General features: G+C 59.7%; 25 protein-coding genes. All 25 read left to right on the top strand.

The window, feature by feature from the left end; all coding sequences use genetic code 11:
* Positions 1–91: 91 nt before the first annotated feature.
* The 25 genes from pseC (at position 92) to AC1ROI_RS24400 (ending at position 25,582) form a co-directional block, all read left to right on the top strand.
* On the top strand, positions 92–1,261 hold the full coding sequence (gene pseC, locus AC1ROI_RS24520; protein ID WP_102593844.1) for a UDP-4-amino-4,6-dideoxy-N-acetyl-beta-L-altrosamine transaminase: 1,170 nt from the start codon (positions 92–94) through the stop codon (positions 1,259–1,261).
* Positions 1,262–1,298: 37 nt separating this feature from the next.
* Entirely contained in the window at positions 1,299–1,994 is a 696-nt protein-coding gene (gene pseF, locus AC1ROI_RS24515; RefSeq protein ID WP_010456991.1) for a pseudaminic acid cytidylyltransferase, read from the top strand.
* Entirely contained in the window at positions 1,991–3,496 is a 1,506-nt protein-coding gene (gene pseG / locus AC1ROI_RS24510; protein ID WP_102593843.1) for a UDP-2,4-diacetamido-2,4,6-trideoxy-beta-L-altropyranose hydrolase, read from the top strand. The genes pseF and pseG overlap by 4 nt, the downstream gene beginning before the upstream one ends.
* Positions 3,489–4,541, top strand: a complete 1,053-nt coding sequence (pseI, locus tag AC1ROI_RS24505) for a pseudaminic acid synthase (RefSeq protein ID WP_083375981.1) — start codon at positions 3,489–3,491, stop codon at positions 4,539–4,541. Before pseG ends, pseI begins: the two co-directional genes overlap by 8 nt.
* Positions 4,542–4,769: 228 nt before the next feature.
* Positions 4,770–5,696, top strand: a complete 927-nt coding sequence (locus AC1ROI_RS24500) for a ketoacyl-ACP synthase III (RefSeq protein ID WP_010456985.1) — start codon at positions 4,770–4,772, stop codon at positions 5,694–5,696.
* Positions 5,697–5,792: 96 nt separating this feature from the next.
* Positions 5,793–7,085, top strand: coding sequence for a motility associated factor glycosyltransferase family protein (locus tag AC1ROI_RS24495; protein WP_102593842.1), 1,293 nt, complete (start codon positions 5,793–5,795; stop codon positions 7,083–7,085).
* The gene (locus AC1ROI_RS24490; RefSeq protein WP_083375983.1) at positions 7,082–7,351 is read left to right on the top strand and encodes a hypothetical protein; all 270 of its coding nucleotides are present in this window, start codon (positions 7,082–7,084) and stop codon (positions 7,349–7,351) included. Before AC1ROI_RS24495 ends, AC1ROI_RS24490 begins: the two co-directional genes overlap by 4 nt.
* Positions 7,352–7,604: 253 nt before the next feature.
* The gene (locus tag AC1ROI_RS24485) at positions 7,605–8,456 is read left to right on the top strand and encodes a flagellin domain-containing protein (RefSeq protein ID WP_008072599.1); all 852 of its coding nucleotides are present in this window, start codon (positions 7,605–7,607) and stop codon (positions 8,454–8,456) included.
* A 73-nt stretch (positions 8,457–8,529) separates the two neighbouring features.
* On the top strand, positions 8,530–8,895 hold the full coding sequence (locus AC1ROI_RS24480) for a flagellar protein FlaG (protein WP_010456977.1): 366 nt from the start codon (positions 8,530–8,532) through the stop codon (positions 8,893–8,895).
* 82 nt (positions 8,896–8,977) lie between these two features.
* Positions 8,978–10,408, top strand: coding sequence for a flagellar filament capping protein FliD (gene fliD, locus AC1ROI_RS24475; protein WP_102593841.1), 1,431 nt, complete (start codon positions 8,978–8,980; stop codon positions 10,406–10,408).
* A 128-nt stretch (positions 10,409–10,536) separates the two neighbouring features.
* On the top strand, positions 10,537–10,932 hold the full coding sequence (gene fliS, locus AC1ROI_RS24470; RefSeq protein WP_010456972.1) for a flagellar export chaperone FliS: 396 nt from the start codon (positions 10,537–10,539) through the stop codon (positions 10,930–10,932).
* A 10-nt stretch (positions 10,933–10,942) separates the two neighbouring features.
* Complete coding sequence (fliT, locus tag AC1ROI_RS24465) at positions 10,943–11,239, top strand: flagellar protein FliT (protein WP_077748624.1); 297 nt, start codon at positions 10,943–10,945, stop codon at positions 11,237–11,239.
* A 173-nt stretch (positions 11,240–11,412) separates the two neighbouring features.
* Positions 11,413–12,888, top strand: coding sequence for a sigma-54 dependent transcriptional regulator (locus tag AC1ROI_RS24460; RefSeq protein ID WP_010456968.1), 1,476 nt, complete (start codon positions 11,413–11,415; stop codon positions 12,886–12,888).
* A 128-nt stretch (positions 12,889–13,016) separates the two neighbouring features.
* On the top strand, positions 13,017–14,222 hold the full coding sequence (locus tag AC1ROI_RS24455; RefSeq protein WP_172962161.1) for a sensor histidine kinase: 1,206 nt from the start codon (positions 13,017–13,019) through the stop codon (positions 14,220–14,222).
* A gap of 5 nt (positions 14,223–14,227) precedes the next feature.
* The gene (locus AC1ROI_RS24450; RefSeq protein ID WP_010456964.1) at positions 14,228–15,607 is read left to right on the top strand and encodes a sigma-54-dependent transcriptional regulator; all 1,380 of its coding nucleotides are present in this window, start codon (positions 14,228–14,230) and stop codon (positions 15,605–15,607) included.
* A gap of 130 nt (positions 15,608–15,737) precedes the next feature.
* A complete protein-coding gene (gene fliE / locus AC1ROI_RS24445; protein ID WP_010456962.1) occupies positions 15,738–16,067 on the top strand; it encodes a flagellar hook-basal body complex protein FliE in 330 nt (109 codons plus the stop codon).
* 14 nt (positions 16,068–16,081) lie between these two features.
* Positions 16,082–17,869 carry a flagellar basal-body MS-ring/collar protein FliF gene (fliF, locus tag AC1ROI_RS24440; RefSeq protein ID WP_010456960.1) on the top strand — a complete coding sequence of 596 codons (1,788 nt, stop codon included), beginning with the start codon at positions 16,082–16,084 and terminating at the stop codon, positions 17,867–17,869.
* Positions 17,862–18,881, top strand: a complete 1,020-nt coding sequence (fliG, locus tag AC1ROI_RS24435; protein ID WP_007894195.1) for a flagellar motor switch protein FliG — start codon at positions 17,862–17,864, stop codon at positions 18,879–18,881. Before fliF ends, fliG begins: the two co-directional genes overlap by 8 nt.
* 7 nt (positions 18,882–18,888) lie before the next feature.
* Positions 18,889–19,689: a flagellar assembly protein FliH gene (gene fliH, locus AC1ROI_RS24430; protein ID WP_010456958.1), complete on the top strand. Its 801-nt coding sequence runs from the start codon at positions 18,889–18,891 to the stop codon at positions 19,687–19,689.
* Entirely contained in the window at positions 19,679–21,037 is a 1,359-nt protein-coding gene (gene fliI / locus AC1ROI_RS24425) for a flagellar protein export ATPase FliI (RefSeq protein WP_077748627.1), read from the top strand. The genes fliH and fliI overlap by 11 nt, the downstream gene beginning before the upstream one ends.
* 6 nt (positions 21,038–21,043) lie before the next feature.
* Positions 21,044–21,493, top strand: coding sequence for a flagellar export protein FliJ (gene fliJ / locus AC1ROI_RS24420; RefSeq protein WP_010456956.1), 450 nt, complete (start codon positions 21,044–21,046; stop codon positions 21,491–21,493).
* A 211-nt stretch (positions 21,494–21,704) separates the two neighbouring features.
* Positions 21,705–22,010: an STAS domain-containing protein gene (locus AC1ROI_RS24415; RefSeq protein WP_010456955.1), complete on the top strand. Its 306-nt coding sequence runs from the start codon at positions 21,705–21,707 to the stop codon at positions 22,008–22,010.
* A 5-nt stretch (positions 22,011–22,015) separates the two neighbouring features.
* On the top strand, positions 22,016–23,722 hold the full coding sequence (locus tag AC1ROI_RS24410) for an ATP-binding SpoIIE family protein phosphatase (protein WP_102593840.1): 1,707 nt from the start codon (positions 22,016–22,018) through the stop codon (positions 23,720–23,722).
* A 30-nt stretch (positions 23,723–23,752) separates the two neighbouring features.
* A complete protein-coding gene (locus tag AC1ROI_RS24405; protein ID WP_010456953.1) occupies positions 23,753–24,100 on the top strand; it encodes an Hpt domain-containing protein in 348 nt (115 codons plus the stop codon).
* A gap of 105 nt (positions 24,101–24,205) precedes the next feature.
* Positions 24,206–25,582 carry a flagellar hook-length control protein FliK gene (locus AC1ROI_RS24400; protein ID WP_102593839.1) on the top strand — a complete coding sequence of 459 codons (1,377 nt, stop codon included), beginning with the start codon at positions 24,206–24,208 and terminating at the stop codon, positions 25,580–25,582.
* Positions 25,583–25,790: the final 208 nt, after the last annotated feature.

The raw sequence follows: 25,790 nt of genomic DNA, 5'->3' as shown, positions 1-25,790 counted from the left end.
GCAAAAGGACTCAGCACATGTGCAACGGCAAAATGAAGTTCAAGGACGCTTGTGGCCGCCTGCTGGTTGGGCATTGTGTTGAGTCACGGTCATGATGCCGTACCGGATTCCCTACGGCCGACAAAACATTGATCAGTCAGACATCGACGCTGTCATTGAGGTACTCAACTCGCCCTGGCTGACTCAGGGGCCGACGATCGAGCGCTTTGAAAAAACCCTGGCCGAACACTGCCAGGCTGAATATGCGGTAGCCGTGTGCAATGCCACGGCGGCGTTGCACATTGCCTGTCGGGTCGCAGGGCTTGGTCCGGGCGATTACCTCTGGACCAGTCCCAACACGTTTGTCGCTTCGGCCAACTGCGGTCGATACTGCGGCGCCGACGTCGATTTCGTCGACATCGACCCGTACACCTTGAACCTGGATGCACGGTTACTCGCAGAGAAACTGGAGATCGCCGAAGCGGCCGGGAAGTTGCCCAAAGTGGTGGTGGCGGTCGCGTTCGCGGGGCAGAGTTGCGATATGCGCGCGATCTCGCAGTTGTCCGAACGCTATGGCTTCACCTTGATCGAGGATGCTTCCCATGCGGTGGGCGCTTCGTATCTGGGGCGGCCGGTGGGGTGTGGCCAATACGCGGCGATGACAATTTTCAGCTTTCACCCGGTGAAGATCATCACCAGCGCCGAAGGTGGCATGGTGCTGACCAATCGCCCGGAATTCGCCGACCGTTTGCGCCGTTTGCGCAGTCACGGTATTACCGGTGATCCGGCTCAGATGAGCGTGCCGGACACAGGGTTGTGGTACTACCAGCAATTGGAGCTTGGCTTCAATTACCGCATGACCGACCTGCATGCCGCCTTGGGCCTGTCGCAAATGGCGCGGCTTGATGCGTTTGTCGCCCGACGTCGTCAATTGGCCGCGCGTTATGAAACACTGCTGGCGGGTATTGCGGTGACATTGCCGGCCGTTCAGTCAGGTGCCGAATCGGCCTGGCACCTGTACGTTGTCCGGTTGCAGCTGGAACAGATCAAACTCAGCCAGACTCAGGTGTTCGAAGCGTTACGGGCTGCCGGGCTGGGGGTGAACCTGCATTACATTCCAGTGCATTTGCAGCCGTATTACCGTGAGCAGGGTTTCAAGGACGGCGACTTCCCTGAGGCCGAACGTTATTTTTCCGAAGCCATCAGCTTGCCGTTGTACCCGGATCTGACGGATGAGGAGCAGGATGAAGTGGTGGGGCATTTGAGGCGAATTCTGGGTTGAACATCATGATGTATCGTCGGGCGGCGGGGGGCTGGTTGTGAGCTGCGTAGCCATCATTCCGGCCCGGGGCGGCAGCAAGCGAATCCCGCGCAAGAACCTCAAACCGTTCGACGGCGTGCCGATGATCGTCCGCTCGATCTGTACGGCGCTGGATTCGCAGCTGTTCGATCAGGTGGTCGTCAGCACCGACGATGAAGACATCGCCGAGGTCGCGCGGGTGCACGGTGCTCAGGTGCCGTTCATGCGTCCGGCGTCGTTGGCCGACGATTTCACCGGCACGGCGGCGGTGATGGTGCATGCCTTGAATGAGCTTGCGGCGTTCGACTATGCCTGTTGTATCTACGCGACCGCACCCCTCTTGCAGGCACGGTTTCTGCGTCAGGGCTTTGAATTGCTGGAGCAGAACCCGGATAAATCCTTCGCGTTTTCCGTGGCCGGTTTCGGCTTTCCCGTGCAGCGTGCCTTGACCCTCGACGAACACGGCGCGTTGACGTCGTTGTACCCGGAATTTCGCAACACCCGCTCGCAGGACCTGGCCGAAGCCTTTCAAGATGCGGGGCAGTTCTACTGGGGGCGCAGCGAGGCCTGGTTGCGCGGCGATGTATTGTTTTCCCCGGCGAGCCTGCCGGTGATTCTGCCGCGGCATCTGGTGCAGGACATCGATACCCTCGAAGACTGGAAACGCGCTGAATACCTTTACGCCGCGTTGAAGGCTGGAGGCGAACTGCAATGAGGGTGCTGATTCGCTCCGACGCATCGCCGACCATTGGCAGCGGGCATATCGCTCGCTTGTTGCCCCTGGCCAGAACCTTGCGCAAGCAGGGTTCACATGTTGCCTTTGGCTGTCGCCTGCTGCCGGGCCATCGGTTGGACAGTCTGGCGGCCGAAGGTTTTGAAACCTTCGCGCTGCCGGGGCGTTATCCCGATGAAGACCCGCAGCAAGGCATCGAATCCATGCTGCCGTGGCAGGCGGACATCGACGCGTTGGCGCAGGCATTGGAAAACCATCCGCCGTTCGACTGGATCATCGTCGATCACTACGGCCTCGACCATCACTGGCAAACGGCGGCCCGGCGCTGGGCGCTACGGATCGCTGCGGTGGATGATCTTGCCACTCGCCAGTACGCCGTCGACCTGCTGCTCAACCAGAACCTGTCGGGCACACCAGCGGCCTATGACTCACTGCTCACGCCTGGCTGCCATACGTTGTTCGGCCCACGTTTCGCGATGCTGCGCGATGAGTTCCGTTGCCCGGCGATCCCGATCAAACCGCAGGCCCAGCGGGTGTTGGTGAATTTCGGCGGCTTCGATGCGGCGATGCAGACTCATCACGCGATGCTGGCCATGGCGGATTTTGATGCGCTGGAAGTCGATTTCGTTGCCGGAGCCGACAACCCGGCCTGGGACGATATGCAGGCCATGGCGGCGACTCGGCCGAACTGGCGCTTGCACAGTTTTGTCAGTGACTTCTACCGGTTGATGACCGAGGCCGACCTGTTTGTCGGTGCCGGTGGCGGGACAAGTTGGGAGCGGGCGGCCATGGGGCTGCCGACGATTTGCATTGCGGTCTCGAACAATCAGCAGGCCAATGGCGAGGTCATGGCCGCCTCGGGTGCCCATGTCTACCTGGGCCCTCGTGAGCAGGTGAGCATCGAGCAACTGCGCCAGGCCATCGGTTTTGTCGCGGGCAATCAGGGGATACGCCAGAGCCTGGCCGATCATTCGCGGCAATTGGTGGATGGTCGGGGGGCGCAGCGGGTGGCGGCAGCGTTGGCCGGTGCGGTGTTGCAGATCCGTCTCGCGACCGCAGACGATGCACGGCTTCTGTTCCACGGACGCAACGCCGAGGCGGTTCGGCGCTGGTCGCTGGACGCCGGGGCGATTGAATGGTCGTCGCATCAACATTGGCTGGCCGCCAGTTTGAATAATGCGCGGCGCTTGCTATTGATCGCCGAAACCGATGACGGTCCGGTGGGGGTGTTGCGTTACGACGTGCGCGGTTTTGAAGCCGAAGTCTCGATTTATCTGTTTGAAGATCGCATCGGCCTGGGCTGGGGCAGGGCGCTGCTGGTCCGCGGCGAGACGTTCGTGACGGCCCACTGGCCGCAACTGACGGCCATCACCGCCCAGGTGTTGCCGGACAACCAGCCTTCGCTGAAGGTGTTTCGCGAAGCCGGTTTTACTCAGAGTGCTTGCGCGTTCACGCGCGTATTAAAGGAACGCAGCAATGACTAGCTTCAAGATCGGCAACCGCTCCATCGGTGCCGACGCGCCGCCGTTCATCATCGCCGAGATGAGCGGCAACCATAACCAGTCGCTGGACATGGCGCTGCAAATCGTCGAAGCGGCGGCCAAAGCCGGCGCGCATGCCTTGAAGCTGCAAACCTACACCGCGGACACCATGACCCTGGACCTGGCCGAAGGTGAGTTCTTCATCAAGGACCCAAAGAGTCTGTGGGCCGGAACCTCGTTATATGCGTTGTACGAGAAAGCGCATACGCCGTGGGAATGGCACGCGCCGATTTTCGCCCGGGCCAATGAACTGGGCATGCTGGCGTTCTCCACGCCGTTTGATGACAGCGCCGTCGATTTCCTCGAAAGCCTCGATGTGCCGGCGTACAAGATCGCCAGTTTTGAAAACACCGACCTGCCGCTGATTCGTCGGGTCGCGGCCACCGGCAAGCCATTGATTATCTCCACCGGCATGGCCAGCATCGCCGAGCTCGACGAAACCGTGCGCGCTGCCCGTGAGGCGGGATGCAAGGACCTGGTGCTGCTCAAATGCACCAGCACGTACCCGGCAACACCGGCCAATAGCAATGTGCGCACGATTCCACATTTGCGTGAATTGTTTGGCTGCGAGGTCGGCCTGTCCGATCACTCCATGGGCGTCGGCGTGTCTGTGGCCGCCGTGGCGCTGGGAGCGACTGTGATCGAAAAGCACTTCACCCTCGACCGTGCGGCCGGAGGGGTGGACGCCAGTTTCTCCCTGGAGCCGGCCGAACTGGAAAGCCTGGTGATCGAAACCGAGCGTGCCTGGCAGGCTATGGGCAAGGTGCATTACGGCGTGACCGAGGCCGAGCGCAAGTCCCTGGTGTACCGACGCTCGCTCTATGTCACGCAAGATATGGCGGCCGGAGAGCCGTTTACCGTCGCCAATCTGCGTGCCATCCGTCCTGGCCTGGGGCTGGCGCCCAAACACGCTGAAACCCTTCTGGGCCGCCGCGCCCGCCACGCCATCCAGCGTGGAACCGCGCTGGACTGGTCGTTGGTCGAATAACGCCTTGTCGGTCTGTTTCGGCAAAATAGCGTGACCTGCGAGTCATAACGCGCATCTTCACTGTATTGTATAAATCGGGGAGGTGGCGCCTGGTCTCTGTTTGGCCCAGTGATAGCCTTTTATTCTTCCCGTTGTCGCCTCCATGGGGCGACGTTTTTCACTGTTTGTCGGCGCCCCTCGAATCATTACGAGCGGTGGTATTGGGCTGTTTATTATTGGGAAGCCGTAATGATTGGCATAAAAAGCATTGCGAGCTACGTTCCTGTAGCCGGCGTGGACAATTACGCACAAGGTGCAAAATTCGAAAAGGATGAAGAGTTCATCCTGGGCAAAATCGGTTCGGCCTTCCTGCCGCGTAAAGACGCCGGGCAGGAAACGTCGGACCTGTGTGTCGAAGCAGCCAACGCGCTGTTCGCCAACAACCCTGACTTGAAGCGTGAATCCGTCGATGTGCTGATCGTCGTCACCCAGAACGGCGACGAAGAAGGTTTGCCACACACGGCCGCCATCGTTCAGGACAAGCTGGGCCTGCCGACTACCGTGGCGGCGTTCGATATTTCCCTGGGCTGCTCCGGCTACGTCTACGGCATCTACGCGATCAAGGGCTTCATGGAAGCCGCTGGCCTGAAGAATGGCTTGCTGATCACCGCCGACCCTTATTCGAAGATCGTCGACCCGGAAGACCGCAACACCACCATGCTCTTCGGCGACGCCGCCACCGCGACCTGGATGGGCGAAAACGCGCCCTGGCAGCTGGGCAAAGCCAAGTTCGGCACCGACGGTTCCGGTGCGCCGCACTTGAAAGTCACCGACGGCGTGTTCTACATGAACGGTCGCCAGGTGTTCAACTTTGCACTGCTCAAAGTCCCGGCGCACTTGCATGAGCTGCTGGCTGACTCGCAACTGACCGCTGATGACATCGACGCCTTCTGCATTCACCAAGGCAGCGCCGCGATTGTCGACGCCGTGGCGCGCCGCTTCGAAGGTGAGCCGGAGAAGTTCATCAAGGACATGGTCGAGACCGGCAACACCGTGTCGTCGAGCATTCCGCTGCTGTTGGAAAAACACGTGCTGGACTCCGACTGGAAGCGCGTTGCGCTCAGCGGTTTCGGCGTTGGCCTGTCCTGGGGCTCGGCGATCCTCTACCGCCCTTGAACAAGGCGTCTTAGTCAAAGAAAGCCAGACACAAAAAAAGCGCTCAAGGTGTAATCTTGAGCGCTATTTTTTTGCCCGAACACAATGCGAGGCGCCATGAGCGAGTTCTTTGAGCACAACGTCGACGTCATCCAGCAACGCTGGCCGGCGTTGGCTGTGCGCTTGCTGGTCGAAGACACGAGCCTGCTACAGGCTGATCTGGTGGAAGGCCTGGGCTCGACGCTGAGCATCAATGGCATTCAGCTGACCAGCCGCCATGATCGCAGTCGCGAGGCCGTGCTTCAGGCCGACAGTTTGCCGCTCGACAGTCCGGTGGCGCACGTCTACGGCACCGGGCTCGGCGATCTGCAAATGGAGTTGCTGCAACGCGCCGGTCTTGAGCATTTGTACGTGCACATCCTCAACGGCGCCGTGTTTGCCCTGGTGCTGCAACTGCTCGATCAACAGCCGTGGCTCAGCGATCCCAGGGTCGAGCTGTTGTATGCCGGCGATCTGGGAGAAATCCAGCTGCCGTTTTTTGCCTTGCCCTCCGAGCTGGTACTGGCCGACGATTTCAGCGCAAAGATCCGTGATCGCCTGATCAGTGAAACCCATCTGACCTTCAACAATCGTGAGTTCGATCCGCAGTCGCCTGAAATCGTGGAGCGCTTGCAGGTCAGTCTCAAATGGTTGCTGGGCGATCGCGACGTGGCCGAGTTGTTCGGTTCACAGCCGGGGCGGGAGGTGTTTGTCATCGCCACCGGGCCAAGCCTGGAACAGCACTTTGCGACCTTGCGCGCCATTCGCAATGAAGCCGAGCGACCGTTGTTCATCTGCGTCGACACAGCCTATCGTCCGCTGCTCAAGCACGGTATTCGTCCTGACATTGTCGTCAGCATCGACCAGCGCATTTCGCAGCGGCACCTGCCGTCTGAAGGCACGGCCGACATCAAGCTGGTGTACATGCCCATGCTTGATCCGGCAGTGATCCAGGCCTGGCAGGGGCCGCGTTATGCCGGTTATTCCGCGAGCCCGATCTACCAGCAGCTGCGTCGGCAATTGCCCAGGGGCGAGCTGTATGTTGGCGGTAGCGTGATTCACCCGGCGGTCGACCTGGCGGTGAAGATGGGCGCTGTGCAAATCACGCTGTTCGGCGCCGACTTTGCCTTCCCGGGTGACAAGACCCACGCAGGGTGGAGCGATGGTGATCTGGGGCCGCAGATGGGGGCTGCCAAGCACTGGGTGCTGGATGGCCACGGCCAGCGCATCAAGACTCAACTCAACTTCCGCAGCTATCTGTGTGAGCTGGAGCGTTTTATTGCGGGCCACCCACAGGTGCGTTTCCATAACAGCAGTCGGGCAGGGGCGATGATCGCCGGTACGGTTTTTCATCCGGAGTTTGCGTCATGAGCGCGCTTGAAACCTTCGTTGCCGATGCGCAGCACTGTGCAGCCTTGTTCCGTCTGGGGCGTGATGTCGAAGCCAGCCTGGTAATGATCGAGCTGGTCGGTGAAGTGCATTCGGCATTTGATTCCACGCCGCAGGCATCGCAACAGCAATGGGCATTTTTGCTCAGCAAAATGTTCGCGTGTCAGGAAGCGCAGAACTGGCTCGCATTGGCTGATTACCTGGAATATGAACTGGTCGAGTTGCTGACCGAAAGCCTGTCTGTTTAAGCAATATCCCTTCTGTCGGTGCCGGCGAGTCCTCGCCAACCTGTCGCCGACATTTCCCTGGCGTCATTTTTTCGCTGCCGGATCATCGCCAACCCCTTGATTTACGGGGGGTGGCAACGTGATGGCAAATAATTTTGAAAATCCCCTAAAGCAAGTTGCATTGGCGACGATAACTATTACGAAGGTTCTCTAGGCCATACCCGGCGGTTGCCAGGGCCGGAAGCCGCAGTACCCAACCAACGAGGAATTCGTCATGGCTTTAACAGTAAACACCAACGTCACATCGTTGAACGTTCAGAAAAACCTGAACCGCGCTTCCGACGCTCTGTCGACATCGATGACTCGCCTGTCTTCCGGCCTGAAAATCAACAGCGCTAAAGACGACGCCGCCGGCCTGCAAATCGCTACCCGTATGACTTCGCAGATCCGCGGTCAGACCATGGCTATCAAAAACGCCAACGACGGTATCTCGATCGCTCAGACCGCTGAAGGCGCGATGCAAGAATCGACCAACATTCTGCAGCGTATGCGTGAACTGGCTGTTCAATCCCGAAACGACTCGAACGGCACCGCTGACCGCGCTGCTCTGAACAAAGAATTCGCTTCGATGTCGGACGAACTGACTCGTATCGCCAAGTCGACCAACCTGAACGGCAAGAACCTGATCGACGGCACCGCTGGCACCATGACCTTCCAGGTTGGTTCCAACACTGGCGCTACCAACCAGATCACCCTGACCCTGGACAGCGGCTTCGACGCAGCTACCCTGTCGGTTGACTCGGCTACCGTTCAGATCACTGGTAACAACTCGGCAACCGCCGAAGCTTCGATGAACAACGCGCTGACCAAAATCGACGCCGCTCTGGCCAAGATCAACTCCAGCCGTGCTGACCTCGGTGCTGCACAAAACCGTCTGTCCAGCACCATTTCCAACCTGCAAAACATCAACGAAAACGCCAGTGCTGCACTGGGTCGCGTACAAGATACCGACTTCGCTGCTGAAACTGCACAGCTGACCAAGCAACAAACTCTGCAACAAGCTTCCACCGCAGTTCTGGCTCAGGCCAACCAACTGCCATCCGCTGTACTGAAACTGCTTCAGTAATAGCTGAGTGAGTTTTGGCGGGGGAGTGTGCATGTCGCGCTCTCTCGCTTTTTTGGTTTAAGAGGTGATGGACATGGATATGAGCGTGAAGCTGAACTTGTCTTATCCTGCGGCCCCAAAGGCGACGGCTGTTGCCGAGAAGCCTGCGGAAAAGCCTCAAGCGGTCGCTGCGTCAGTGGTTGCTGTCAAGGATGAAGGTAAAAGCGGCTTAACCGAGCAGGAAAAACTGAAGATGGCCGTTCAGGAAATCGAAAAGTTCGTTCAGTCGGTCAAGCGTAATCTGGAGTTCTCGATTGACGAGCCTTCAGGCAAGGTTGTGGTAAAAGTGATTGCCAGCGACTCTGGTGAGGTGATCCGTCAGATCCCCAACGAAGAGGTCTTGAAACTGGCCAATAGTTTGAATGATGCAAGCAGCCTGTTGTTCAGCGCTAAAGCCTGACAACTGGCACGAATTTTGTTGCTATGTTCTTTTGGGCGTTGTAGTGGTCAAAAGGCCGGCGACACACTGAAGGGAGTTTCACATGGCAAGTCCAATTCTACCGGGCACAGGTTTAGGTTCCGGCCTTGATACTGGTGCTATCGTCAAAGCCTTGGTGAACGCTGACAAAGCGGCCAAGCAAGGTCAGATCGATCGTGGAACCGCCACTAACTCGGCGAGTATTTCCGGGATTGGTACCTTGAAGTCGCTGTTGGCCACGTTCCAGAAAGCGCTTACCGATCTGGGTAGTACGACAACCCCTCAGTTCACGGGTTTTGCCGCGACGTCGTCCGATGTAAAAGTGCTGACCGCTACGTCCGGTAACGCGGCTGTCGCCGGTAACTACGTGGTCGACATCACTAGCCTGGCCACCTCATCGAAAGTGGCTTCCGCTGCATTTGCCGGTGGTACAACCAGTGCGATCCCTGCTGGCACGCTGACCATCACCCAAAATGGCAAAAGCTATCCGGTAACTGTGGGTGCAGGCGCCACGTTGCAATCGGTGCGTGATTCGATCAACAGCCAATACCAGTCCAGTGGCTTGAGCGCCAACATTGTGACCGACAGTTTCGGCTCGCGTCTGGTGTTGGGTTCCACGACGACTGGTGCGGGTTCCGACATTTCCGCCAGCGGTATTGCCGGTCTGGAAATCGATGGGACCGCCCCGATGGTCACACCGCCGACGGCCACTTCTTCGGGGGCTATTGGTGCTCCGGCCCAGGATGCGGTGTTTAGCGTCGACGGTCTGGCGATGACCAGCAAGTCCAACACCATCGACAAGACGATCTCCGGGTTGAGCCTGAATTTGCTCACCACCGGCAAGTCGACCGTCACCGTTGCGCCCAACAATGATGGTCTGAAGGCGTCGATCCAGAAATTCGTCGATGCGTACAACGCCGTCGCCAACGCTGTGACTTCGTTGACCAAGCCGTCCCTGGATGACGATGGCAAGCTGACCGTTTCCGCGGCGCTGACCGGTGACCCGCTGCCACGTTCGATTCTGGATTCCTTGCGGGGCCCGCTGTCACAGACCGGTGCCGGCGACAAGCTGACTGTGCTTTCCCAGTTGGGTATCACCACCAACCAGAAGACCGGCGCACTGGACTTTGACAGCACCAAGTTCAACACTGCAATGAACGACAAGAAGCTGGGCGGTGAGGTTCAGACACTGTTCACGGGTACCAACGGTCTGATTGAGCGTATGAACAACGCGATCAAGCCTTACACCGAAGGTAAAACCGTCAATGGCAAAGCAGTCGACTCTATCCTGGACGCGCGCGCCAAGAGTCTGGATTCAACCAAGAAAAAGCTGTCCAATGACCAGGCGGCCCTGGATCGCCGAATCGAGACCCTGACGGCGGTGCTGACCAAAAAGTACAACGACATGGATACTCTGGTCGGCAAGCTGAAAGCGACAGCCAGTAACATCACCTCGATGTTTGAGGCGATGACAGCGCAGCAGAAGAACTCGTAACACCCGAACCGCCAAAAGCCCGGCAGCGTTTTAGAGCGCTCCGGGCTTTTTGTTTTTGGATCTAAAGTTTTTTGACGCGTCGTCGATACACTGGTTATACGAACCACAGATTTCTGATGAGGTACAACATGAATCCAATGTTAGCCCTTCGCCAATACCAGAAGATTGGCGCTCAGGCGCAGACTTCCGAAGCCAGCCCGCATCGTCTGGTTCAGATGCTTATGGAAGGCGGACTGGATCGCATAGCCCAAGCCAGGGGCGCGATGGAACGCAAAGACATTCCGAACAAGGGCGTTCTGATCGGCAAGGCCATCGGCATCATCGGCGGTCTGCGTGAAGGTCTGGATCTGGAAAATCAGGCTGAATCGGTAGGCGAGCTGGATAATCTCTATACCTACATGATGAAGCGTCTGGCTGAAGCCAATATCAAGACCGATCCAAAAATCCTCGACGAAGTCGCCGACCTGCTTCGCACGGTCAAAGACGGTTGGGATGCCATTGCCGCGCCGGGTCCGCAGTTTTAAGGAGATCACCATGAGTCTTGTCTTGCAGCGAATCGAACTAACCCGCGATGCCCTCGTCGGTGCATTGGCCGAGCGCAACTGGGAGGCCATTAGTGAATTGGACCTGGCTTGCCGTTGCTGCATGGAAGACGTCTTGAGTGAAGCTTCGGTGGATGAGGTCGCGTTGCGCGACAACCTTGAGGAGTTGCTGGGCGTGTATAAACAGCTTCTGGAGGCGGCGACAGGGGAGCGCCAGGCGATAGTCGACGAGATGTCGCAGATCCATCAAGCACAGAGCGCGGCAAAGGTTTACCATCTGTTTGGTTAATTAACCCTCAGTTAATCCAAACATAGTGCGCCATAAATTTGACTGTGCACGGTTTTTTGACTTAACTAGTGGCTGGTACCAGATTTCAGTCGTCTACAGGCATAACGTGTCTGCAAGCGTCTAGCTTGCCCCCTCATTTTGGGCATTGAGTTGACTAGGGAAGTTGCTATTGCATGTGGCGTGAAACCAAAATTCTGCTGATTGACGACGATAGCGTCCGCCGCCGCGATTTGGCGGTGATTTTAAATTTTCTTGGCGAAGAAAATTTACCCTGCGGTAGCCATGACTGGCAGCAGGCTGTCGGCTCTTTGTCCTCAAGTCGTGAAGTGATCTGTGTCCTCATCGGGACGGTCAATGCTCCTGGCGCACTTCCGGGCCTGTTAAAGACACTCGCAACCTGGGATGAGTTCCTTCCGGTTTTGTTAATGGGCGATAATTCTTCCATTGACTTGCCTGAAGACCAGCGTCGCCGAGTGCTTTCGACCCTCGAAATGCCACCCAGCTACAGCAAATTGCTCGACTCGCTGCACCGTGCGCAGGTCTATCGCGAGATGTACGACCAGGCCCGCGAGCGCGGTCGTCATCGCGAACCCAACCTTTTCCGTAGCCTTGTCGGCACCAGCCGGGCGATTCAGCACGTCCGTCAGATGATGCAGCAAGTGGCCGATACCGACGCCAGTGTGCTGATCCTTGGCGAGTCCGGCACCGGCAAGGAAGTGGTCGCGCGCAACCTGCACTACCACTCCAAGCGTCGTGACGCGCCGTTCGTTCCGGTCAACTGCGGGGCGATCCCGGCCGAGTTGCTGGAAAGCGAATTGTTCGGCCACGAGAAAGGCGCTTTCACCGGGGCGATCACCAGCCGCGCCGGGCGTTTTGAGTTGGCCAATGGCGGCACCCTGTTCCTCGACGAAATTGGCGACATGCCGTTGCCGATGCAGGTCAAGTTACTGCGCGTGTTGCAGGAACGCACCTTCGAGCGCGTGGGCAGCAACAAGACCCAGAGTGTCGACGTGCGCATCATTGCGGCGACTCACAAGAATCTCGAAAGCATGATCGAGATCGGTACGTTCCGCGAAGACTTGTACTACCGCCTGAACGTGTTCCCGATCGAGATGGCGCCGCTGCGCGAACGTGTCGAAGACATCCCGTTGCTGATGAACGAGTTGATCTCGCGCATGGAGCACGAGAAGCGCGGTTCGATCCGCTTCAACTCGGCGGCGATCATGTCGCTGTGCCGTCACGGTTGGCCGGGCAACGTTCGCGAACTCGCCAACCTGGTGGAACGCATGGCGATCATGCACCCCTACGGGGTGATCGGCGTGGTCGAACTGCCGAAGAAATTCCGCTACGTCGATGATGAAGACGAGCAACTGGTCGACAGCCTGCGCAGCGATCTTGAAGAGCGGGTGGCCATCAACGGTCATACCCCGGACTTCACCGCCAACGCCATGCTGCCGCCGGAAGGCCTGGACCTCAAAGACTACCTCGGTGGTCTGGAACAGGGCTTGATTCAGCAGGCGCTGGATGATGCCAATGGGATCGTGGCGCGTGCCGCAGAACGCCTGCGTATTCGTCGTACCACGCTGGTGGAGAAGATGCGCAAGTACGGCATGAGCCGTCGCGACGGTGATGAACAGGCGGATGATTGACGCCTGTTTTTCAAGTCGTTCATTTGTAGGCGGTTTTTTTTAGGCACGGGTATTGCTACATCCCTCGCAACGTTCCGTTTAACTGACGGTCAGCCTAGCGAGAGAGCACGATGCCCCAAGCCGCCCAGATGTCTCCTGTCCCTGATGCTTCGGGGCAACCGTCGTCCGTAGAGCAGGCAAGCCGGCTTGGCCTTGAGCAGGCGTTCTCGCTGTTCAACCAGATGTCGAGCCAGCTGACTGATTCCTACAGCATGCTGGAAGCCCGGGTCACCGAGCTCAAGGGTGAGCTGGCGGTGGTCAGCGCTCAGCGCATGCAAGAGCTGGCGGAAAAGGAACGTCTGGCCAACCGTCTGCAAAACCTCCTCGATCTGTTGCCTGGCGGCGTCATCGTCATCGATGCCCAGGGCATTGTGCGTGAAGCCAACCCGGCGGCCTGCGAGTTGCTCGGCCTGCCCCTCGAAGGCGAGCTCTGGCGCCATGTCATTGCCCGTTGCTTTGCTCCTCGCGAAGACGACGGTCACGAAATCTCTCTGAAGGACGGTCGACGTCTGTCGATCGCCACTCGTTCGCTGGATGCCGAGCCCGGGCAGTTGGTGTTGCTCAACGACCTGACCGAAACCCGTCATCTGCAAGATCAACTGGCTCGCCACGAACGCCTGTCGTCTCTCGGCCGAATGGTCGCCTCGCTGGCCCATCAGATTCGGACGCCGTTGTCCGCCGCGTTGCTCTACGCCAGTCATTTGACTGAGCAGGAATTGCCGGTCGCCACGCAGCAACGTTTTGCCGGGCGCCTGAAAGAGCGGTTGCATGAGCTGGAACATCAGGTTCGCGACATGTTGGTGTTCGCGCGGGGCGAGCTGCCGTTGACCGACCGCGTCACGCCCAAGCAATTGATGCAGTCGCTGCAATCGGCTGCACTGACTCATGTTCAGGATTTGCCGATTCGCTGGCAGTGCGACAGTCATGCCGGTGAACTGCTGTGCAACCGCGACACCTTGGTCGGCGCAATCCTTAATCTGATCGAGAACGCCGTTCAGGCCAGTGCCGGTAATGTCCGCTTGAAAGTGCATTTCTATGCCAGGGGAAACAACCTGCGGGTGTGCATCAGTGACAGCGGCAGCGGCATCGACGGCAAAGTACTGGCGCGCTTGGGTGAGCCGTTTTTCACCACTAAAACCACCGGGACTGGCCTGGGCCTGACCGTGGTCAAGGCCGTGGCCCGTGCTCATCAGGGAGAATTGCAGTTGCGCTCGCGGCCGGGTCGCGGCACCTGCGCGCAGGTCATCCTGCCGCTTTTTTCCGGTGAACAGCCTAACGCTCAGGGAGCGGAGTGAAGGACATGGCAATCAAGGTTTTACTGGTCGAGGACGACCGCGCGCTACGCGAAGCACTGGCCGATACGCTGCTGCTCGCGGGGCACGATTACACGGCCGTCGGTTCGGCGGAAGAGGCGCTCGCGACGGTCGGCAATGAGGCCTTCAGCCTGGTGATCAGCGACGTCAATATGCCAGGCATGGACGGCCATCAACTGCTCGGTTTGCTGCGAACGCGTCAGCCGCAATTGCCGGTGTTGCTGATGACCGCTCATGGTGCGGTCGAGCGGGCCGTCGATGCGATGCGCCAAGGCGCGGCGGATTATCTGGTCAAGCCGTTCGAGCCCAAAGCCTTGCTCGACCTCGTGGCGCGGCACGCACTGGGCACGCTCGGTGCGACCGAGAGCGAAGGGCCGATCGCCTTCGAGCCGGCCAGTGTGCAATTGCTGGAACTGGCCGCGCGGGTCGCGCGCAGCGATTCGACGGTATTGATCTCCGGCGAGTCCGGGACCGGTAAAGAAGTGTTGGCGCGTTATATCCATCAGCACTCCCATCGCGCCAGTCAGCCGTTCATTGCGATCAACTGCGCGGCGATCCCCGACAACATGCTCGAAGCCACTTTGTTCGGTCACGAAAAAGGTTCATTCACCGGCGCCATCGCGGCGCAGGCCGGCAAGTTCGAGCAGGCCGATGGCGGAACGATCCTGCTCGACGAAATTTCTGAAATGCCCCTCGGGCTCCAGGCCAAATTGCTGCGGGTGTTGCAGGAGCGTGAAGTCGAACGGGTCGGCGCACGCAAGCCGATCTCCCTGGATATACGGGTCGTGGCGACCACCAACCGTGACCTGTCCGGTGAGGTGTCGGCGGGGCGGTTCCGTGAAGACCTCTTCTATCGATTGTCGGTATTTCCGCTGGCCTGGCGTCCGCTGCGCGAGCGTACCGCCGACATCCTGCCGCTGGCCGAGCGTCTGCTGGCCAAACACGTCAATAAAATGAAGCATGCCGCTGCGAAACTGTCGCCCGAGGCACAGGCGTGCCTGATCGGTTATCCGTGGCCGGGCAACGTGCGTGAACTGGATAACGCGATCCAGCGCGCCTTGATTCTGCAGCAGGGTGGTTTGATCCAGCCCCAGGATTTCTGCCTGTCCGGACCGGTGGCTTGTGCGCCGTTGCCGGCGTTGGCGCCGGTGCGGGTCGTGGAGGTCGAGGCTGAATCGGCCGGGGCGTTGGGTGATGATCTGCGTCGCCGTGAATTCCAGATGATCATCGACACCTTGCGTTCCGAGCGCGGCCGTCGCAAAGAAGCGGCTGAGCGATTGGGCATCAGTCCACGCACCTTGCGATACAAGCTGGCGCAGATGCGCGATGCCGGGATGGATGTGGAAGCTTATTTGTTCGCGACTTGATTCGTTCGCCAACAAAGCCCGGGAAACGCTTTTGTTCAGAGCAGCCACGGAGCTGGCACCCTTGTTGCTAACACCTCACTACCCGCCGAGTGAGTGTCAAAAAATTGCGGGTCGCCAACGAGAGTAGACCATGAGCCAAGGTATTGAATTTAATCGGTTGATGCTGGACATGCGCTCCATGCAAATGGATGCCATGTCTGCGCCTAAATCGACTGCCGCAGTCCCTGAACTGGGTGGCAGCAGCTTTTCCGACATGCTCGGTCAGGCTGTCAATAAAGTGAACGACACCCAGCAAGCGTCCAGTCAGTTGGCCAGTGCCTTCGAGATCGGCAAAAGTGGCGTCGACCTGACGGATGTCATGATTTCCTCGCAGAAGGCCAGCGTGTCTTTTCAAGCGTTGACCCAAGTGCGAAACAAGCTGGTTCAGGCATACCAAGACATCATGCAGATGCCGGTTTAAGGACGAATTGAGTCATGGCAGAAGCAGTCGCCGATAACGTTCCGGCCAAGGCCACCCCAGTAGACGGCAAACCGCCGCTGTTCGGGTTGTCCTTCCTGGAAAACCTCTCCGAGATGACCATGTTGCGTCAGGTGGGCCTGTTGGTCGGCCTGGCTGCGAGCGTGGCGATTGGTTTTGCCGTGGTGCTGTGGTCGCAGCAGCCGGACTACCGGCCTCTGTACGGCAGCCTCGCCGGTATGGACGCCAAGCAGGTCATGGATACTCTGGCCGCCGCCGATATTCCCTACACCGTTGAACCCAACTCCGGTGCCTTGCTGGTCAAGGCCGATGACCTGTCCCGTGCACGGCTCAAGCTCGCGGGCGCTGGTGTCACTCCCAGCGATGGCAACATCGGTTTTGAAATCCTCGACAAGGACCAGGGCCTGGGGACCAGCCAGTTCATGGAAGCGACCCGTTATCGTCGCGGCCTCGAAGGCGAACTGGCGCGGACCATTTCCAGCCTGAACAACGTCAAGGGCGCTCGCGTGCACCTGGCGATTCCGAAAAGCTCGGTGTTCGTGCGTGACGAACGCAAGCCAAGCGCTTCGGTGCTGGTTGAACTGTATTCCGGCCGCTCGCTGGAGCCGGGTCAGGTGGTGGCGATCATCAATCTGGTCGCGACCAGCGTTCCCGAACTCAGCAAATCCCAGATCACCGTGGTCGACCAGAAGGGCAACCTGCTGTCGGATCAGGCGGAAAATTCCGAACTGACCATGGCCGGCAAGCAATTTGACTACAGCCGTCGCATGGAAAGCATGCTGACCCAGCGCGTGCACAACATCTTGCAACCGGTGCTGGGCAACGACCGCTACAAAGCCGAAGTCTCGGCCGACGTGGACTTCAGCGCTGTCGAGTCGACCTCCGAGCAGTTCAACCCGGATCAGCCGGCGTTGCGCAGCGAGCAGTCGGTCAACGAACAACGCACTGCCAGCAATGGCCCGCAAGGTGTGCCGGGTGCCCTGAGCAACCAGCCGCCATCGCCAGCTTCCGCGCCGCAGACCACCGGTGGCAGCACCGCGGCAGCCGGCATGGTTCAGCCAGGCCAGCCGTTGATCGATGCCAACGGTCAGCAAATCATGGACCCGGCCACCGGTCAGCCGATGCTGGCACCGTATCCGGCGGACAAGCGTCAACAATCCACCAAGAACTTCGAACTCGACCGTTCGATCAGCCACACCAAACAACAGCAGGGCCGTTTGAATCGCCTGTCGGTGTCGGTGGTGGTGGATGATCAGGTCAAGATCAACGCCGCCAATGGCGAGACCACCCGTGCGCCGTGGAGCGCCGATGAATTGGCGCGCTTCACTCGCCTGGTGCAGGACGCCGTCGGTTTCGACGCGAGCCGGGGTGACAGCGTCAGCGTGATCAACATGCCATTCTCCGCCGAGCGCGGTGAAGTGATTGCCGATATTCCGTTCTACTCCCAGCCTTGGTTCTGGGACATCGTCAAGCAAGTGCTGGGTGTCTTGTTCATCCTGGTGCTGGTGTTCGGTGTGCTGCGTCCGGTGCTCAACAACATCACCGGTGGCGGCAAAGGCAAGCAACTGGCCGGCATTGGCAGCGACGTGGAACTCGGTGGCATGGGCGGCCTGGACGGCGAACTGGGCAACGACCGCGTCAGCCTCGGTGGTCCGCAAAGCATCCTGCTGCCGAGCCCGAGCGAAGGCTATGACGCACAGTTGAATGCAATCAAGAGTCTGGTGGCAGAAGATCCGGGTCGCGTGGCCCAGGTCGTGAAAGAGTGGATTAACGCAGATGAGTGATAACCGAGCCGTTGCCGCCAAACTGACCAAGGTCGACAAAGCCGCGATTCTGCTGCTGTCCCTGGGTTCGACCGATGCTGCCCAGGTGTTGCGCCACATGGGGCCCAAAGAGGTCCAGCGCGTCGGCGTGGCCATGGCGCAGATGGGCAACGTCCATCGCGAGCAGGTCGAACAGGTCATGAGCGAGTTCGTCGACATCGTCGGCGACCAGACCAGCCTGGGCGTCGGCTCCGACGACTACGTGCGCAAAATGCTCACCCAGGCACTGGGCGAAGACAAGGCCAACGGCCTGATCGACCGCATCCTGCTGGGCGGCAACACCAGCGGCCTCGACAGCCTGAAGTGGATGGAACCACGCGCCGTCGCCGATGTGATCCGTTACGAGCACCCGCAGATCCAGGCGATCGTCGTGGCCTACCTCGACCCGGATCAGGCTGGTGAAGTGCTTGGCAACTTCGACCACAAGGTGCGTCTGGACATCATTCTGCGGGTCTCCTCGCTGAACACCGTGCAGCCAGCGGCCCTGAAAGAACTCAACCAGATTCTCGAGAAGCAGTTCTCCGGCAACTCGAATGCCTCGCGCACCACCCTGGGTGGCATCAAGCGTGCGGCCGACATCATGAACTTCCTCGACAGCTCGATCGAAGGCCAGCTGATGGACTCGATCCGCGAAGTCGACGAAGACCTGTCCGGTCAGATCGAAGACCTCATGTTCGTGTTCAACAACCTGTCCGATGTCGACGACCGCGGGATTCAGGCGTTGCTGCGCGAAGTGTCCTCCGACGTGCTGGTGCTGGCCCTCAAGGGTTCGGACGAAGGCGTCAAGGAAAAGATCTTCAAGAACATGTCCAAACGAGCGGCCGAACTGTTGCGCGACGACCTCGAGGCCAAGGGCCCGGTGCGCGTCAGCGACGTGGAAACCGCGCAGAAAGAAATCCTCACCATTGCCCGCCGTATGGCCGAAGCCGGAGAAATCGTTCTCGGCGGGAAGGGCGGCGAAGAGATGATCTAAGGTCACTATGTCGTCCAAACATGATGAGTCCCAGACCGACCTGATCCGAGGCAAGGCCGTCGCCGGTTTCGATGTCTGGGCGTTGCCCAGTTTTGATCCGTTTGTGCCGGAGCCCGAGCCGGAACCCGAGCCTGAACCGCCGGAAATGGAAGAGGTGCCGCTGGATGAAGTCCAGCCACTGACCCTCGAAGAACTCGAAAGCATCCGTCAGGAGGCTTACAACGAAGGCTTCGCCATCGGCGAGAAAGAAGGCTTCCACAGCACCACGCTCAAGGTCCGTCAGGAAGCTGAAGCCGTCCTGGCGCCGAAGGTTGCCGGCCTGGAACAGCTGATGGCCAACCTGTTCGAGCCCATTGCCGAGCAGGACACCCAGATCGAGAAATCCCTGGTCGACCTCGTGCAGCACATCACCAAACAGGTGATTCAGCGCGAACTGGCCATCGATTCGACGCAAATCGAACACGTCATGCGCGAAGCCCTCAAGCTCTTGCCGCTGGGCGTGGGTAACGTGCGGCTGCACATCAATCCGCAGGACTTCGAACAGGTCAAAGCCCTGCGCGAGCGCCATGAAGAAACCTGGCGTATCGTCGAAGACGAATCCCTGCTGCCCGGCGGTTGCCGGGTCGAGACCGAACACAGTCGCATTGACGCCACCGTTGAAACCCGCGTCGCCCAAGTCATGGCCAAGCTGTTCGATCAGTTGCATGACCAGGCCTTGCACCCGGCCGCTCCGGATCTGAGCCTGGAACTGCCGGTCGACGAAAAACCTGCGGTCGAGCCGACGCTGGACGAACCTGATGCGCCTTGATCGCACCAGCTTCGCCAAGCGCCTGGGCAGTTACGCCGAGGTCACTACGCTGGCGGGGGCGCCGATCCTCGAAGGCCGTCTGCTGCGCATGGTGGGCCTGACCCTCGAAGCCGAAGGTTTGCGCGCAGCAATGGGCAGCCGCTGCATGGTCATCAACGACGACAGTTATCAACCGGTGCAGGTCGAAGCCGAAGTCATGGGTTTCTCCGGCAGCAAGGTGTTCCTGATGCCGGTCGGCAGCGTCGCCGGCATTGCGCCCGGTGCCCGTGTGGTGCCTATGGCAGACACTGGCCGCTTGCCGATGGGCATGAGCATGCTCGGGCGGGTGCTGGACGGCGCCGGCCGTGCGCTGGATGGCAAGGGCGGCATGAAAGCCGAAGACTGGGTGCCGATGGACGGCCCGACCATTAACCCGCTCAAGCGTGAACCGATCAGTGAACCGCTCGATGTGGGCATTCGCACCATCAACGGTTTGTTGACGGTCGGTCGCGGTCAGCGTCTCGGTCTGTTCGCCGGTACCGGCGTCGGTAAATCCGTGCTGCTGGGCATGATGACCCGCTTTACCGAGGCCGACATTATCGTGGTCGGGCTGATCGGTGAGCGTGGTCGTGAAGTTAAAGAATTCATCGAGCACATCCTCGGTGAAGAAGGGCTCAAGCGTTCGGTGGTCGTCGCCTCGCCGGCGGACGATGCACCGCTGATGCGTCTGCGCGCCGCGATGTACTGCACGCGCATCGCCGAGTATTTCCGCGACAAGGGCAAGAACGTCCTGTTGCTCATGGACTCGCTGACCCGTTTCGCCCAGGCCCAGCGGGAAATCGCCCTGGCCATTGGCGAGCCGCCCGCAACCAAAGGCTATCCGCCGTCGGTGTTCGCCAAGTTGCCGAAACTGGTGGAGCGGGCCGGTAACGCCGAGAAGGGCGGCGGTTCGATCACCGCGTTCTACACCGTGTTGTCCGAAGGCGATGACCAGCAGGACCCGATTGCCGACTCGGCGCGAGGCGTGCTCGACGGGCACATCGTGCTGTCCCGGCGCCTGGCCGAAGAAGGTCATTACCCGGCCATCGATATCGAAGCCTCCATCAGCCGGGTCATGCCGTCGGTGGTCAGCCCCGAGCACATGGCGCGGGCGCAGATGTTCAAACAATACTGGTCGCGCTATCAGCAGAGCCGCGACTTGATCAGCGTCGGTGCCTACGTGCCGGGCGGTGATCGTGAAACCGACGTCGCGATTTCCTTGCAGCCCGCCATGACCACTTATCTGCGTCAGGGCTTGAACGACAACATCGGCATGGGCGCCAGCGAAAACCACCTCGCCTCGATCTTCGCTCCGGCAGCGGGCGGCTAACCGGCCATGGCCCTGAGCCGCGCGGCACGCCTGGCACCCGTGGTGGAAATGGCCGAAAAGGCCGAAAAAACCGCGGTCATGCGCCTCGGGCACTTCCAGGGCCAGGTTCGTGTGGCGGAAAGCAAGCTCGCCGACCTCGAAAACTTCCGCCTCGAATACCAGGAGCAATGGATTGTGCGCGGTAGCACTGGCGTTTCCGGCCAGTGGTTGCTTGGCTATCAGGGATTTCTTGCGCAATTGGGCACCGCCATCGATCAGCAGCGCCAAAGCCTGAACTGGCACCAGAACAACCTGAACAAGGCGCGCGAGTCCTGGCAGCAGGCGTTTGCCCGGGTCGAAGGTTTGCGCAAACTTGTACAACGCTACATGGACGAGGCGCGCAAGCTCGAAGACAAGCGCGAGCAGAAGCTGCTGGACGAATTGTCCCAGCGGTTGCCGCGGCATGATCCGTATTGAATCAGTGGGATCGCGTGACCGTTCTTCGCGGGCAAGCCTCGCTCCTACAGGTTTTGTGTCGTTTGCGAGTAATGTGGACGCATAACCTGTAGGAGCGAGGCTTGCCCGCGAAGGCGGTCTGACAGGCGCGACAACTTCCCGCCTTGCTCCCATCTCCGCCAAGTGCTAAACCTTGTACACGTACGTTTACCCATGACAAGGAAGCCGATAAATGTCAGTTGTTACAGATGTATCTCCGGATGGGAAAAAGCTGACGATTTCGATCGAGGGACGATTCGATTTTGGTCGGCATCAGGAGTTTCGCGAGTCTTACGAGAAACTCGAAAAAAAACCGGAATCTGTTGTGGTGGACTTAAGGAAGGCCACGTATCTCGATAGCTCGGCGCTGGGGATGCTGCTTCTGCTCCGTGATCACGCCGGTGGCGACAGTTCCGATATTCGCGTCGTTAACAGCAATTCAGATGTGCGCAAGATCCTCGCCATCTCCAATTTCGACAAGCTGTTCGACATCACTTGACCGCCATGCAGCCGGCGCTTGAACCGCTGACCATCCTCATCGCCGAAGACAGCGCGGCCGATCGCATGCTGCTGTCGAGTATCGTCCGTCGTCAGGGCCACCAGGTATTGACGGCCGCCAACGGCGCCGAAGCCGTCGAAGCGTTTCGCCAGCAGCGGCCGCACCTGGTTCTGATGGACGCGATGATGCCGGTCATGGACGGTTTCGAAGCGGCCAGACAGATCAAGGCGTTGGCCGGGGAAACCCTGGTGCCGATCATCTTCCTGACCTCGCTGACCGAAAGCGAGGCCCTGGCCCGGTGTCTGGAGGCCGGTGGTGACGACTTTCTGGCAAAGCCCTACAACCAGGTGATCCTTGCCGCCAAGATCAAGGCCATGGATCGCTTGCGACGGTTGCAGGCCACGGTGCTACAGCAGCGTGACCTGATCGCCAAACATCATGACTACTTGCTCAACGAGCAGCGGGTGGCCAAGGCCGTATTCGACAAGGTGGCGCATTCGGGCTGCCTGAGTGCGCCAAACATCCGCTACTTGCAATCGCCTTATGCGCTGTTCAACGGCGATCTGCTGCTGGCGGCGTTCACCCCGGCCGGCGACATGCATGTGCTACTGGGTGATTTCACCGGTCACGGGCTGCCGGCCGCGGTGGGCGCGATGCCCTTGGCTGAAGTCTTCTATGGCATGACTGCCAAAGGGTATGGCCTGGCTGAAACCCTGCGTGAGATGAACGCCAAGCTCAAGCGCATTCTGCCGGTGGACATGTTCTGCTGTGCCACCTTGCTGTGCCTGAGCTTTCAGCGGCGCTCGGTGGAAGTCTGGAACGGCGGGATGCCGGACGGTTATCTGCACAACATCGTCAGCGGTGAGCGCACGCCGTTGACGGCGCGGCATTTGCCGTTGGGCATATTGAGCCCGCAAACCTTCAATGACCGCACCGAAGTGTTTCCGATGGCCGTTGGCGATCGGGTTTTCTTGCTGTCCGACGGGGTCATCGATACCTGCGATGCCAACGATCAGTTGTTCGGTGTAGAGCGCTTGCATCAGGTGTTTGCGGCCAATCGTCAGCCAGACGCGCTGTTCGAGGACATCGAGCAGGCACTGCGAGATTTTCGTGGCGAGGCCCGCGATGATGTGAGCATGGTCGAGATCAGTCTGCTGGAGGCCGAGCAATTGAGCCCTCCGGCGCCGGTGTATTCCGACAGCGGCCAGTCGTGTCCGCTGGACTGGTCGGTGAGTTTCGAGTTTCGCGCCGCGACACTCAAACGATTCAATCCGCTGCCGTACCTGTTGCAATTGTTGCTTGAGGTCCATGGTCTGCGGGCTCAGAGTGGGGCGCTCCACAGCGTGTTGGCTGAACTGTATTCCAACGCCCTTGAACACGGCGTGCTGGGTCTGGATTCAAGCCTCAAGCGCGATGCTTCGGGTTTTGCGCGCTATTATCAAACGCGCAATGAGCGGCTGGAGGCGTTGCAGGACGGCTTTGTGCGGGTGCATTTGCAGATCGTGCCGACGGGCAAGGGCGGCAGCCTGATTGTGCGGGTCGAAGACAGTGGCAAAGGTTTCGATGTGGCGCGGGTAATGGAGCGTCCCGTCGACGGTGGCCGTCTGTCGGGGCGCGGCGTCAGTCTGATCCGTCAATTGAGCCGTAGCGCGAGCTGGTCCGACGATGGTCGTAGTGCTCGCGTAGAGTTTTTCTGGGAGGCTCTGGCATAATTCACCCATTCTTGATCAAGGAGTGAGCAAGTGGCTGACACACATCTGGACCGTGCCGTGCTGAGCGCGCTGCAAGAAGTCATGGAGGGTGATTATCCGATGTTGCTGGATACCTTCATTGCCGATTCCGAAAAGCGCTTGTGCGTGTTGCGAGAGGCTGAAGATGCCGCGCAACTCATGAGCACCGCCCATAGTTTCAAGGGCAGCAGCAGCAATATGGGGGCCGTTCGTCTCGCTGAGCTGTGCAATGAGCTTGAGCAACGCGCCAAGCAAAAAAGCCTCGCCGGTATTGAAAAGCTGGTCGGGGAAATCGACGGCGAATTCGCCATTGTCCGACCGCTGTATGAGGCGGAGCGACAGCGCTCTCTAGCGGACTGACGCAACCGTCCGGCGCTTTTAACCTTTGTCGAGCCGAACTGGCTCGACCTTTGCAATCAACTCACTCAACTGTACCTACGATCCCAGTGCAGCGGAGACCGTTTTATGCCCGTTACCCCCCATTCGCTTCTTCAGGCCGCCGCGACGGCCAAGACTCAAGTCGCCTCCGCCAATACCCCGGCGCTGGCCGCTGAGCCAGGGGGCAAGGCGTCCAGCTTCGCTGATGTTTACGCCGATCAAGCCCGGAACAAGCCTTCTGTGGTCGCCGATAAAGCGGCTAAACCGGCTACCGAAAATGCCTCGAAAACCCACGGCAAACCGGATGTCAGCACTGACAAGCCTGCCGCCCCGGAACGGGCGGTTGCCGATAGCGGCAATTCCTTGCCCGCCGATAAACCGGCGCCGAGCGATGACACAGCTGCCAGCGACAACCAACCCGAGACGGCTGAAACGCCGGTCGCCGATACGGCGCCTGTCGATCCGAGCCTCGACCCGGCCCTTGATCCTGCGTTGATGCAGGCAGTGCAGCCGTCGGTAACCGTACCGGCCGCGCAAACAGCTGCGCCAGTTGTCACGACCGCACAGCCGCAGGCTGAAGCGCCGGTTGCCGCCGCCGTTGTTGCCGCGTCTGTGCCAGTGGAGACGGCCACTGACGGCGATTTTGATCCCGAAGCTGATCCGCTCGACGCATTGCCCGCCGTGCGCATGGCCATGGAGCAGAGCGGCCACGTATCCGCCAGCAGCCAGGCCCAGTCCAAAGCCACGGCTGCCCAGACCCAGGCTGACGGTGAGCTGACGGCGGCGCAGAACTTTGCCGCCGGCATGGCCAGCATGCTCGACGTGCAAGCCGACAAGGACAGCACCAGTCAGGGTGGCGAGAAAGCCTTCAGCGGTCTGATTGATAGCGGCCTCAAGGATTTGACGTCCGCCAGCAGCGATACCCGTGTCGATGACTTCGCCAACCGTCTGGCGGCACTGACCCAGGCGGCCACCCCGAAAACCGCGAATGCCTTGCCGGTCAACCAACCGATCGCCATGCATCAGAGCGGCTGGACCGAGGAAGTGGTCAACCGCGTCATGTACCTTTCCAGCGCCAACCTCAAGGCGGCCGACATCCAGTTGCAACCGGCTGAACTGGGGCGTCTCGATATCCGGGTGAACATGGTTCCCGACCAGCAGACCCAGGTTACCTTCATGAGCGCCCATCCAAGCGTTCGTGAAGCGCTGGACAGTCAGATGCAACGCCTGCGTGACATGTTCGCGCAACAGGGCATGGGCCAGGTCGACGTCAATGTGTCCGACCAGTCTCGTGGCTGGCAAGGCCAGGGCCAGGATCAGGCTCAGCAGGGGCAGGGTGGTCGGACCAGCGCCAATGGAGGTCGTCTTGACTCCATGGATGAAGAGGTCGCAACCGCCGTCGCCGAAGTGGCGGCAACCGCTACCAGCGTGATCGGCTCCAGCGCGGTCGACTACTACGCCTGATCACACCTCTCCTGTAGGAGCGAGGCTTGTCCGCGAAGAACAATGACGCGGTATGGCTGATAAACCGCGGCGCCTGTTTCGCGGGCAAGCCTCGCTTCTACAATTGATTGCCTTTCGCTGTCTCCCATACCTCCTCGACACTTCTGGCATAACACTTGCTCTTGCCTTGCCGTGCGACTGTGAAAACCCGAATAGTGACGGATTATTG

The sequence above is a fragment of the Pseudomonas sp. GW823-FHT02C02 genome (assembly GCF_058797635.1).
The sequence above is the reverse complement of the archived record's forward strand: the minus strand, read 5'-3'. Positions and strand labels throughout refer to the sequence as shown.